This window comes from Flavobacterium sp., assembly GCF_046293665.1.
GTDB lineage: Bacteria > Bacteroidota > Bacteroidia > Flavobacteriales > Flavobacteriaceae > Flavobacterium.
The window spans coordinates 70015-81850 of the sequence record NZ_JBKBOL010000007.1 but is presented as its reverse complement, the minus strand read 5'-3'; the positions used below and the strand labels follow the sequence as shown (position 1 = coordinate 81850).

15 protein-coding genes are annotated in these 11836 nt (G+C 37.0%); 6 read left to right on the top strand and 9 right to left on the bottom strand.

All coding sequences use genetic code 11. From position 1 onward, the window contains the following. Nucleotides 1–37: 37 nt before the first annotated feature. The 6 genes from ACK4R1_RS10900 to ACK4R1_RS10875 all read right to left on the bottom strand — a co-directional run bounded on the left by ACK4R1_RS10900 (nt 38) and on the right by ACK4R1_RS10875 (nt 4171). Nucleotides 38–748: an NRDE family protein gene (locus ACK4R1_RS10900; protein ID WP_409686751.1), complete on the bottom strand. Its 711-nt coding sequence runs from the start codon at nt 746–748 to the stop codon at nt 38–40. Next, nucleotides 736–1224, bottom strand: a complete 489-nt coding sequence (locus tag ACK4R1_RS10895; RefSeq protein WP_409686749.1) for a DinB family protein — start codon at nt 1222–1224, stop codon at nt 736–738. The genes ACK4R1_RS10900 and ACK4R1_RS10895 overlap by 13 nt, the downstream gene beginning before the upstream one ends. A 54-nt stretch (nt 1225–1278) precedes the next feature. Continuing rightward, on the bottom strand, nt 1279–1668 hold the full coding sequence (locus ACK4R1_RS10890) for a DoxX family protein (protein ID WP_409686747.1): 390 nt from the start codon (nt 1666–1668) through the stop codon (nt 1279–1281). Nucleotides 1669–1720: 52 nt separating this feature from the next. Next, entirely contained in the window at nt 1721–2176 is a 456-nt protein-coding gene (locus ACK4R1_RS10885) for a YHS domain-containing (seleno)protein (protein ID WP_409686746.1), read from the bottom strand. Between the two features lie 94 nt (nt 2177–2270). After that, entirely contained in the window at nt 2271–2948 is a 678-nt protein-coding gene (locus ACK4R1_RS10880) for a Crp/Fnr family transcriptional regulator (RefSeq protein ID WP_409686744.1), read from the bottom strand. A gap of 83 nt (nt 2949–3031) precedes the next feature. Further along, the gene (locus ACK4R1_RS10875) at nt 3032–4171 is read right to left on the bottom strand and encodes an acyl-CoA dehydrogenase family protein (RefSeq protein WP_409686742.1); all 1140 of its coding nucleotides are present in this window, start codon (nt 4169–4171) and stop codon (nt 3032–3034) included. A gap of 95 nt (nt 4172–4266) precedes the next feature. Between ACK4R1_RS10875 and ACK4R1_RS10870 the strand changes: the two genes are divergently transcribed. Then, complete coding sequence (locus ACK4R1_RS10870) at nt 4267–5334, top strand: anhydro-N-acetylmuramic acid kinase (protein ID WP_409686740.1); 1068 nt, start codon at nt 4267–4269, stop codon at nt 5332–5334. On the opposite strand, the gene ACK4R1_RS10865 is transcribed toward ACK4R1_RS10870, so the two are convergent. Genes ACK4R1_RS10865 through ACK4R1_RS10855 form a run of 3 tightly spaced genes read right to left on the bottom strand, consistent with a single transcriptional unit; the run spans nt 5335 to nt 7082 of the window. Next, entirely contained in the window at nt 5335–6333 is a 999-nt protein-coding gene (locus ACK4R1_RS10865; RefSeq protein WP_409686738.1) for a bestrophin family protein, read from the bottom strand. 3 nt (nt 6334–6336) lie between these two features. Beyond that, nucleotides 6337–6735 carry a hypothetical protein gene (locus ACK4R1_RS10860; RefSeq protein WP_409686885.1) on the bottom strand — a complete coding sequence of 133 codons (399 nt, stop codon included), beginning with the start codon at nt 6733–6735 and terminating at the stop codon, nt 6337–6339. Between the two features lie 8 nt (nt 6736–6743). Then, nucleotides 6744–7082, bottom strand: coding sequence for a hypothetical protein (locus tag ACK4R1_RS10855; protein ID WP_409686736.1), 339 nt, complete (start codon nt 7080–7082; stop codon nt 6744–6746). Nucleotides 7083–7303: 221 nt separating this feature from the next. On the opposite strand from ACK4R1_RS10855, the gene ACK4R1_RS10850 reads away from it, so the two are divergent. From ACK4R1_RS10850 to ACK4R1_RS10830, 5 genes are all read left to right on the top strand, one after another. After that, on the top strand, nt 7304–8530 hold the full coding sequence (locus ACK4R1_RS10850) for a Glu/Leu/Phe/Val dehydrogenase dimerization domain-containing protein (RefSeq protein WP_409686734.1): 1227 nt from the start codon (nt 7304–7306) through the stop codon (nt 8528–8530). Nucleotides 8531–8653: 123 nt separating this feature from the next. Next, a complete protein-coding gene (locus ACK4R1_RS10845) occupies nt 8654–9358 on the top strand; it encodes a MotA/TolQ/ExbB proton channel family protein (protein ID WP_409686732.1) in 705 nt (234 codons plus the stop codon). 1 nt (nt 9359) lies between these two features. Next, a complete protein-coding gene (locus tag ACK4R1_RS10840) occupies nt 9360–9752 on the top strand; it encodes an ExbD/TolR family protein (RefSeq protein WP_409686730.1) in 393 nt (130 codons plus the stop codon). A 7-nt stretch (nt 9753–9759) separates the two neighbouring features. Then, nucleotides 9760–10545, top strand: a complete 786-nt coding sequence (locus ACK4R1_RS10835; protein WP_409686728.1) for an energy transducer TonB — start codon at nt 9760–9762, stop codon at nt 10543–10545. A 23-nt stretch (nt 10546–10568) separates the two neighbouring features. Continuing rightward, nucleotides 10569–11789 carry a bifunctional folylpolyglutamate synthase/dihydrofolate synthase gene (locus ACK4R1_RS10830; RefSeq protein ID WP_409686727.1) on the top strand — a complete coding sequence of 407 codons (1221 nt, stop codon included), beginning with the start codon at nt 10569–10571 and terminating at the stop codon, nt 11787–11789. The last annotated feature ends 47 nt before the right edge of the window (nt 11790–11836 follow it).

Sequence of the window (11836 nt, the reverse complement as noted above, 5' to 3'; positions counted from 1 at the left end):
GTTTCAAGTTTCAGGTTTCAGGTTTCAGGTTTATGATTTATACGGATATAAAAACGTTAGCATATTCTTTTTCGGCAATTAAATCTGAATAATGAATTGTTACTTTGTTTTGTTCCAAAATGGTTTGTGTAATGCTGAGTGTTTTTAAAATATTATTTCGGTTGATGACTAAGCCGTGTTCGTTGTTTTCTTCTTCGGTATAACGGTGAAAATTGAATAATTCTGCTTCGTTGACTTCAGGTTTTATATCGAGAAAAGTATAAAACCAATTCGCTCTTTTTTCTCGGATTTCTTTTGAATATAAAGTCGATGATGACCAAATATGACTTTGATTGGTGTCTAATTCTAAAATGCTTTTCTCCGATTCATTCCAACGCAATTGATATAGTTTTTGACTTTCGAATAAAACCAAAGTAAACGGTTCGATATTGAGTAAATCAATGGTTTTCCAAGCTTCCAAAGGCGATTCGGCAGCGATTAAATCGAGTACAATTAAACCACGACTTTTGCGATAACTGTCTTTTAAAAAATGCTTTTCTTCGGCACCATTTAATAAAACCAACACATTAGAATGTTCGTCAATGGCATACCAAGTGCCACCGGCTTTGTTGTCTTTGGGAAAAATGACTTTTTTATTATTGAGGTGATACGTTTTGGGTTCAATGGCATTCGGGCGAATGATTTGCTCATCACGGTTTGACGAAATGATAATTTTACCATTGGCCTTGACAAAACTTACTGTGCACATTGTTTTCGGTATTCGATGGTAGAACGCGCTACGCCAAAATTGGCATCAATTTCAATGGTTTTCGACTGAAGAATCGCCACTTTAATCAACGCTTGATGGTGAATACAATGTTCTAAATTGTACAACAATTCGCGTTGGTAATTACTGTCGATTAGCAATTCTTCGCCATCGACAATTTGTTGCAATTGTAATTCTTTATTGGGTTTATCGACTTGGTTCAAAATAGTATCAATACATTCTTTGGCGAAAGTCGTATTGGTTTGAATCAAGTAATCTCGTTTTCGAATATCATAATTGACAATGCCGTTTTCGTATTGGTTTTCCAAACATTGAAACATTTCGATAATGTGTCGTGTGTGTTCACCAATCGTGGCATTGCTCAAGTCGTGACATGGACAACAATAATCGTCATCTGAAAGTTGCGAGACCAAGCTTGACAGTTCGTTTAGGGTTTTGTTGATGGCCGGAATAAGCATATTTTAGTTGTTGTTTGTTTATTCATTAGTTACGATTTTGATCAAAAAATAGTTTTACAATTTAAATCGTAACAAATCCGGAATTTTATTTCGTTCTGCATACACCAAAAGCAAACAGCTTATTAATGTAATTACAGCCAAAATAAATAACGTTCCACCATCATTTTGCACTTCTATTCCTAAAACAAATATATGAGAAAAAATCGCTCCCAACATCGTGCATAATCCTAAAAATGAACCTAGTAAAGTTGTTCTCGGAATTAAGATTAAAATCGAAGCGATTAATTCGACCACACCCGAACCAATTCGACCAAAAGGCTCAATGCCTAAGGTTTTAAAAATGTACACACTTTCCTCGGCGGCGGTGAATTTAAAGTATAAAGTTTGTAACAGGATTATCACGGCGGTGAGTTTGATAATCCATAATATAATTGGGTTTTTCATTTTTAGATTATTAGAAAGTCAGATTACTAGACTATTTAGAAGTTACTACTGATTACTGAACACTAATCTTTTTCCAATTGGCATCGGCTTTTTTCTTTAGGTTGGATTCGTCTTTGTTCCAGCTTTTCAAAGTATTGTTGAAAAAAGCATTGTAAAACAAATACAATTTGCCATCCAAAATCTTAAAAGTTTCCGGGTTGACTTCTACTTTTTCACCATAATCGCCCATCGCAAAAGCACACCAACCGCCGTATTGTGGTTCATAACCGGAAGGATTTTTGGCGAAAGCTTCTTTGTTGGCTTGAGAAGAAAAATAATAAATTACACCTTCATAAGTGGAAGCGATTTCTTTTTTGCCTTTTACGGCTTTTTTCTGCGTAAAATAAGCAACAGGATCATACCCTTGAATGGCTACTTTTTTATCTAAATTGAAATGAGTTGCTCTTGAATTTTGCGCTGATGTTGTTAAAGAAAGAAAAGTAACAACGAGAATTAAAATTGATTTCATGTGTTTAATTTTAAATTATCTAATTTGATAAAGCAAAAGTATAACACCATGAAATGCGGTTTTGTCGGTTAGTTTACAATTGGGACAAAAAACCTTAGAGCTTCGAAATATCTTCAATGATAATCTCTTTTCTGCCGTAATGCATCAAGCCGCTTTCTTCTAATTCATTTAATAAAACGGTAGCGGTTTGTCGTGAAGTACAAATGATTTGAGCGATATCGTTTTGGGTAAGATAGTTTTGAATCGTTACTCTATTGCCGTCTTTTTTGCCATCGCGTTCCGCCCAATCTTTAATAAAAGTTAGTAGTCTTGTTTTAGCATCTTTGGAAACCAAATTGGCATAGTTGTTTTTGATGCGTTTTAATTTCAAGCCGACAAACTTGGTGTAAGACAGCGCCAAACTCGGATTACGCAACAACAAATCTTCAAAATCCGACAAGAGAAAACTACAAATAGCGACATCATCTGTCAGTGCTTTGGCGTATTCATTAGAGTTTCTATCACTATCGAGTTCAAGTTCACCGAACAAATCGCCTTTTTCGATGATATCTTTGATGGTTTCGTTTCCGTCTTCATCTATGGAAACAATTTTGATATTGCCTTTTTTGAGTAAAAAAACGCGAGGCAAATCCGAAGAAGAAAAATAAATCACATCGCCTTTTTTGGCTTTTTTAAAACCCGTGATGATGCACAACTGCTTGATTTGTGACATGCTTAGTGTCCAAAACAATTTGTGATCGCGGAGATACCAATATTTTAATTCTTCATACATAGTGTAAATGTATAAATTTATTCCAATAAAAAACCCTTTCAGTAATTACACTAAAAGGGTTTCTCTATTTGTTAACGATTTGATTAAGAAACCAAACCTCTCGAAATCACAATTCTTTGAATCTCTGAAGTACCTTCGTATATCTGAGTAATTTTTGAATCACGCATCATTCTTTCTACGTGGTATTCGGCTACGTAACCGTTTCCACCGTGGATTTGTACTGCTTCATTGGCCACTTCCAAAGCAATTTCAGAAGCATATAATTTCGCCATAGCTCCGGAATGTGCGATGTCTTTACCTTCATCTTTTTCGCAAGCTGCTTTCATGATTAACATTTTGGCAGCCGTGATTTTCACATACATATCGGCCAATTTGAAAGCAATGGCTTGGTGTTTGAAAATTTCTTTCCCAAAAGCTTTACGCTCATGCGAATATTTCAACGCTAATTCATAAGCACCGGTGGCAATTCCCAAAGCTTGAGAAGCAATCCCGATTCTTCCGCCATTCAGCACATTCATCGCGAAGTTGAAACCGAAACCGTCAGCTCCGATACGATTTTCTTTCGGCACTTTTACATCGGTAAACATTAACGAGTGTGTATCGCTTCCGCGGATACCCATTTTCTTTTCTTTGGGTCCGATTTCGAAACCTGCCCAACCTTTTTCAACAATAAAAGCATTGATGCCTTTGTGTCCTTTTTCGACATCGGTTTGCGCCATTACTAAGTAAGTCGAAGCTGTTCCACCATTGGTAATCCAGTTTTTGGTACCGTTTAACAAATAGTAATCACCCATATCTTTGGCCGTAGTTTTTTGCGAAGAAGCATCACTTCCGGCTTCCGGCTCAGACAAACAGAACGCACCGATTACTTCTCCTTTGGCCAAAGGCACTAAATATTTCATTTTTTGTTCTTCCGAACAGTATTTTTCCATTCCGGCACACACCAAAGAGTTGTTCACCGACATGATTACCGCAGCCGAAGCATCTACTTTAGCAATTTCGGTCATTGCCAAAACATAAGAAACACTGTCTAAACCGGCGCCACCGTATTTTGGATCGACCATCATTCCCATGAATCCTAAATCAGCCATCATTTTGACTTGTTCGGTGGGAAATTTAGAATGTTCGTCTCTTTCTATTACGCCGGGTAACAATTCCGCTTGAGCAAAATCTCTGGCAGCTTGTTGAATCATTAACTGTTCTTCGGTTAAATTAAAATCCATAAATTGTAACGATTATGTTTGTTGTTTCTTTAATTTTGGTGTGCAAAAATAGGATTTAAAAGTTACAATTTCAAACGTTTTCGTAAATTTAGCCAATGTTGAAAGAAAGTTATACCGTTATCGGCGTCATGTCGGGCACATCGTTGGATGGCGTTGATTTGGCACATGTTCATTTTAGGGTAATTGGTGCCAAATGGCAATATAAAATCCTTGAAAGTGAAACGATTTCTTATAGCGACGATTGGTTAAACAAATTGCGAACAGCGGTTGACTTTTCAAAAAAAGAATTGACCCAACTCAACAAAGATTACACCTTTTTATTAGGTAATATCATCAAAGATTTTATCCGAAAACATAAAATCAAAAATCTCGATGCCGTTTGCAGTCATGGCCATACCATTTTACACCAACCGCAAAATGGTTACACTTTGCAAATTGGCAACCTAAAAGAAATTGCTCAAATTGTTGGCGAAACCATCGTTTGTGATTTCCGAGTGCAAGATGTGAAACTCGGTGGACAAGGTGCGCCTTTGGTACCGATTGGTGACCGAATTTTATTCTCCGATTATGATTATTGCTTGAATTTGGGAGGTTTTTCCAATGTATCGTTTGAACAAGAGGGAAAACGAATTGCTTTTGACATTTCGCCTGTGAATACGGTTTTGAATTTTTATGCGAACAAACTCGGCTTATCTTATGACGACAAAGGAGATATAGCTCGTTCAGGAGAAACCGATATGACTTTATTGGAAGAATTGGATAACCTATCTTATTACCAAAAACCTTATCCGAAATCCTTGGGTTTTGAATTTGTCAAAACGATTGTGTTGCCATTGATGGAAAGTTACGACCTGAGTATTGAAGACAAAATGCATACTTTTATCAAGCACATTGCCAAGCAAACAGCCTTTGCCTTACCCGACAGAAGTGGTAATATGCTCATAACCGGCGGCGGTGCTTACAATACTTTTCTATTAGAAAGCATGCAAGATTACTTACCCGAATTAGAACTAATTGTTCCCGATGCTAAAACTTTAGAATACAAAGAAGCGTTGATTTTTGGGTTACTCGGCGTATTGAAATTAAGGAAAGAGATTAATGTTTTGAGTAGTGTTACAGGTGCAAAGAAGGATCATAGTAGTGGAATAATATTTCAACCTTAACTACATCAAAAAACCATTCTCGCTCTTCAAAGGCGCAGGAATATTTTCATCGTCTATCATTTGGCGCAAATCAATCTCAATACCTTTGGAAATAGCCGTAATCGGAATATCGTTATACGAACCCTCAAAAGGATTTTCTGAGTAATCTCCAATTTTTTCCATCAAAAAGAAAACCCAAATCACTAAGGCTGAAAAAAGCACTACCAATAAATGAGAACATTCTTTAGCATCTGCAAAAACATTCAACATCCCAAAAGGAATTAAGACGGAGAAAATAAGGGCTTGCCACAACGCCACTGAAGCGTACTGCCTTGGAAAAGGGAAGTTTTTAATCCGTTCACTTCTCCCTTGGTCGTCATAAAAAGTACCTATTAGTTTGTGAAACTCCATGTGTCTGAAATCATCAAAGTAATTTTGGTCACGCAAAGCTTGTAAATCATTCGCTTGGTGTTTTAAAATTTGTACCGCAATATTGGCTTTACCCATACAATCCTCGAGTTCTTCTTTAGCCAAAAGTTGGCAAAGTTCCCCATCAAGATTGTCAAAATACTTATCCGTAGCCTCCGGAAAATAGATGCCTTTGATTCTTTCTTCTTGATGTTCCCATTCACGAGACAAACGCAATTGGTAGCGCAAAGCAGTCATCCAAGCAATGTGGCGGTAAATAATTCTTTTTTGGATTTCCTCCTTTTTTGATCCTTGAATAAAAGCCGTTACTGCCACTCCAAAAGTTCTACTATTATTGACAATTCCACCCCAAATTTTACGGGCTTCCCATGTTCTGTCATAACTGGCATTATTCTTAAATCCCAAATAAAAAGCAACAGCAATACCCAATACGCTGATGGGTTGCCAAGGTAAGGAAATGTCTATTTCGTAACTTTTTTTTAACCAATAATAGACGAATAAAACAATACCCGCATAAATTGCCCCATAAATAAAAGGCATTTTCGACCAATTAAAGGTTTGCCAAAAACCATAATTTCTTTTAGTATACATAGCTTATAAAAGATATTTGTTAAGGTAATCAATTCGTTTGCCAGTAGCCAGTTCAATCACGTCAAAGCGCTTTGTAGCACTAAACGAACCTATATCTGTATCACTATTAATGAGAATGGCTCCTACCAATATTACATATTTACAATTGTAAGTTGTAGCCTCAACCAATTCATTTATTCGCTTATCTATGGCTTCATAAATAACCTCAGTAGTTTCATATAGCGGAACTGTTGCCGATGTAATTCTGTTTTTCTCTTTGAGGACAATTTGTTCCAAAGTATTCATTTGATAATCCATTTCGGTGATATTACCTTCTTGGATTTGATTATTTTGTAATTTACCCAAAGCTGCTCGAGCTGCACCACAACATCCCGAATTTTTAGATTGACCAAAACGATGTATTTCACCAACTATCCTTCTTTTGAAATGCCAATATGCGGACCATAATAAATAAAAACAGCGCCTTCGTCAGGAACATGGCTGGCAAAAGCGCCCATTCCGGTCAAACCGGTAAATGGAAAACCATCTAGTCCGCCCATTTTAAACGGCCCTAAAAATTCATGCGTTCTAACCGGATATTGAATACTATTCACATCATCACTACAAATACTGTCGGCCAACATAACTTGATTAGGTTCTAAATCCAATTGTTCTTCTACAAAATCTATTAACCGATTTACACTATCTATAGTAGTGGAAGCATTGGGATAATATTGTCTAATGATGGCCAGCTTATCTCTCTTTCTCATACCTATTAAAAAGTCAGTAACTATAACCTTACTAAAGTAAAAAAAAACTTTTAGGTCACAAAAAGTAAAGATACAATTCCGAGTAAATCAAATAAATATTTAAAAACAAATCCCAACTCCTAACTCATAACTCCTAACTCATAATTACTATATTTGCACCGCAAACTAAATTGACTCTAACTAAAATGATAATCTGAACCCAATTCAGATGAAACAAAACAATGAAAGACTTATTAAAAAAATTCGAAAACAAAGAACCTGAAATCGTATTCAACTGGAAAGATGCTGAAACTGAAGCCGAAGGATGGACCGTAATTAATTCCCTTCGCGGTGGTGCTGCCGGTGGCGGAACGAGAATGAGAAAAGGCTTAGACATGAATGAAGTATTGTCTTTGGCCAAAACTATGGAAGTGAAATTTTCAGTGTCAGGACCGGCAATCGGTGGTGCAAAGTCCGGTATTAATTTCGACCCGAATGATCCACGCAAAAAAGGCGTGTTGCAACGTTGGTACAAAGCCGTTTCTCCTTTGTTAAAAAGCTATTACGGAACCGGTGGTGATTTGAATGTAGACGAAATCCACGAAGTTATTCCGTTTACCGAGGAATGCGGTGTTTGGCATCCGCAAGAAGGCGTTTTCAACGGGCATTTCAAACCGACAGAAGCCGATAAAATCAACCGAATCGGCCAATTGCGTCAAGGTGTAATTAAGGTAATAGAAAACCCTAAGTTTTCTCCGGATGTATTGCGAAAATATACTGTTGCCGATATGATTACCGGTTTTGGCGTTGCTGAAGCGGTTCGTCATTACTATAATATTTACGGTGGTGATGTACAAGGCAAAAAAGCGATTGTACAAGGTTTTGGAAACGTAGGTTCGGCTGCGGCTTTTTATTTGGCTGAAATGGGTGCCAAAGTAGTCGGCATCATCGACCGCGATGGTGGTGTGATTAAAGAAGAAGGTTTCTCTTTTGAAGAAATTAAAATGTTGTTCTTAAATAAAGACGGTAATAAATTGGTTGCCCAAAATATGATTCCGTTTGCCGAAATCAACGAAAGAATTTGGACATTGGGTGCCGATATTTTTGCGCCTTGTGCCGCTTCAAGATTGGTAACCAAAAACCAAATCGACAACTTGATTACCAATGGTCTAGAAGTAATTTCTTGCGGTGCCAATGTACCGTTTGCCGACAAGGAAATATTTTTTGGCTCGATTATGGAGGAGACAGACAGCAAAGTAAGTTTGATTCCGGATTTTATATCCAATTGTGGTATGGCCAGAGTTTTTGCTTACTTCATGGAGAAAAAAGTACAAATGACAGACGAAGCCATCTTCTATGACATTTCGGAAACGATAAAAAAAGCCTTGGATAAAGCCTACGCTTTGAATTCAGACAAGAAGAATATCAGCGCAACTGCTTTTGAAATTGCCTTAAAACAATTGGTATAATATTTTAAGTTTTTTTGCGTTATACATTTAAGAAGTTAAAGTAAAACTAAAATATTGTTTTACATCAAAAGATTATAAATATATTTACATCAATCCAATAACCATTTAACACCTATTAATCACATGAGTTTATTTCTTCAAGCCGACTCACTTTCAGTAGCCAAAGATGCTTTAACAGAAGTAGCACCCGTTGAGAAAACCATTTCTATTTGGGAACTTTTAACCAGTGGCGGTTTAGCCGGACAAATCGTTATGATTGCCTTATTTGTGATGCTTTTCTTTGCGTTGTATTTGTATTTTGAGAGACTAATGGCCATCAATGCGGCTTCTAAAATAGACAATAATTTTATGATGCAGATTAAAGACCACATCTCTAATGGGAGAATTGATTCGGCCAAGATGTTATGCGCTTCCACCAACTCACCAGTTTCCAGATTAATCCAAAAAGGAATTTCCAGAATCGGTAACAGATTAGAAGACATCAATACAGCCATTGAAAATGCTGGAAAATTAGAAGTTTACCGGTTAGAAAAAAACACCAGTATGCTAGCTACTATTGCCGGAGCTGGTCCAATGACCGGATTTCTTGGAACTGTAGTCGGAATGATAATGGCGTTTCATAAAATGGCAAGCGGTGGTGGACAAATAGAAGTTGGCGCTTTGGCAGAAGGAATTTACACTGCTATGACCACAACTGTTGTTGGACTAATTGTAGGCTTAATTGCTTACATTGGTTACAATCACTTAGTGGTAAAAACAGACAAAGTAGTTCACTTAATGGAGTTGAACGGTGTTGAGTTTTTTGACTTACTAAACGAAAAGAAATAAGATGAATTTAAGAGGTAGAAATAGAGTCAGTCCTGAATTCAATATGTCGTCTATGACGGATATTGTATTCTTATTGTTGATCTTCTTCATGTTGACATCGACTATGGTCACCACTAATGCTTTGGATTTAGTATTGCCTAAAGCAAAAGGGAAAACCGATAGTAACAAAAGTATCTCGGTAAGTATCAATAAAGACTTGAAATTCTACATCGACAAAACTCCGGTGGAAGAAAGTTCAATTGAGGCACAATTATTGTCGCTTACCGCTAAAGACAAAGACATGCCAATTATTCTGAGAGCAGAAGAAGGCGTGCCTATTGAAAAAGCCGTTTATGTAATGGATATTGCCAATAGAAATCAAATGAAAATTGTATTGGCCGTAAGACCTAAATAACTCAATTATGAAGTTTTTAGAAACAGAAGAAGAGAAAAAATCATTTGGCATCACAACAGTAATTTTTGTGATATTGCTTTTGTTATGCTTCTTTTTCGGATTGACCTACATGGATCCGCCACCTGAAAATGGTATAGCCATCAACTTTGGCACCTCTGAGGTTGGTCAAGGCGAAGTACAGCCACTTGAACCGGTAAAATCTTCACCACAACCGGAATATACACCGCCACAAAAAGCGGTAGAAGATGAAGTTGCGACACAGGATAATTCAGACGCTCCTGTTATCAAGAAAACAGACGCTAAAAAACCTGTGAAAGAAGTCAAGGAAGTCGTTAAACCCAAACCAAAATTATCACAAAGTACCACTAGTGCTTTGGAAAGTTTAATAAATGGCCCAAAAACAACCGGTGCTGAAGCCAGTCATGGTAATGACAACTTACCGGGCGATAAAGGTGACCCAAATGGCGACCGTTATGCCAATAGTTTTTATGGTAGTGGAACCGGAAATGGTTCAGGAAACGGAACGAGTTGGGGTTTAAAAGGAAGAAGATTAAGCTCGCCTGCCAAAGAAGTACAAGATTGTAACGAGGAAGGAAGGGTTGTAGTACAAGTTACGGTTAACCGAAGTGGAAACGTGATAGCGGCAAAATATGCACAAGGAACAACCAATACCAATCCGTGTTTAGTTAATCCTGCTCTTTCAGCAGCACGAAAATTCAAATGGCAACCCGACAGTAACGCTCCGGAAACTCAAATTGGATTCATTGTTATCAATTTCAAATTAGGAGAATAGCGAAAGCTATTCTTTTTTTTATTATGACTTATAAAGAAACACTTGATTGGATGTTTAACCAATTACCGATGTACCAAACGCAGGGTGCCACGGCGTATCGAAAAGACATCACCAATACCGTTTTATTAGCCAATCATTTAGGTAATCCGGAAAGACAGTTAAAATGCATTCATGTAGCCGGAACCAACGGCAAAGGTTCAACATCTCACCTACTCGCTTCGGTTTTACAAGAAGCAGGTTATAAAGTTGGGTTGTACACTTCACCACATTTAAAAGATTATCGAGAACGAATTACAATTAATGGCAAACCTATCTCAGAAGACTATGTTTGTGATTTTATCAACAAAAACAAATCCTTTTTTGAAGCCCATGAATTGAGCTTTTTTGAAATGAGTGTTGGACTGGCATTTGAATACTTCGTTAAAGAACAAACTGACATTAATATTATTGAAGTTGGTATGGGCGGCAGATTGGATTCTACTAACATTATCACGCCGCTGGTTTCTGTAATCACCAATATTGGTTTAGACCATACTCAGTTTTTAGGAAACACGCTCGAAGCTATAGCCTTTGAAAAAGCCGGAATCATCAAACTGAATATTCCCGTGGTTATCGGCGAATATGTAAGCAAAACCAAACCGGTTTTTGAAGCGAAAGCCAAAGAAACGCAATCCGAGATTTACTTTGCTTCCGATTTGGTTCAGGAAGATTATCCTACGACTTTGTTGGGCGATTATCAGTTTCACAATAAAAAAACGGTATTGCAAACTTTGAAAGTATTGCAAGAAAAACAACTGCTTCACTTTTCGGAAGTAGATATTCAAAAAGGCTTTTTGAATGTGATCCAAAACACCAATTTACAAGGTCGTTGGCAACAATTAGGCGAAAATCCAAAGATTATTTGTGACACGGCTCACAACGCCCATGGTTTATCGATTGTTTTAAACCAATTGAAAAAGGAAAAATTTGACCAATTGCACATTGTTTTGGGTGTCGTGAATGACAAAAATCTAGGCGACATTCTGCCTTTGTTTCCAAAAAATGCAAAATATTATTTCTGCAAACCTAATATTCCTCGCGGATTGGAAGCTGAAATTTTGGCAACAAAAGCCTCCAATTTTGAACTTAAGGGTCAAATATATAATTCTGTTTCAAACGCTTATGAGAACGCTACAAAAAAAGCTTCCTCAAATGACTTCATCTATGTAGGCGGAAGCACTTTTGTCGTTGCAGAAATTTTGTAATTTTTTTTCATTTTAATTTGCAGAATCAAAAAAACGGTCTATATTTG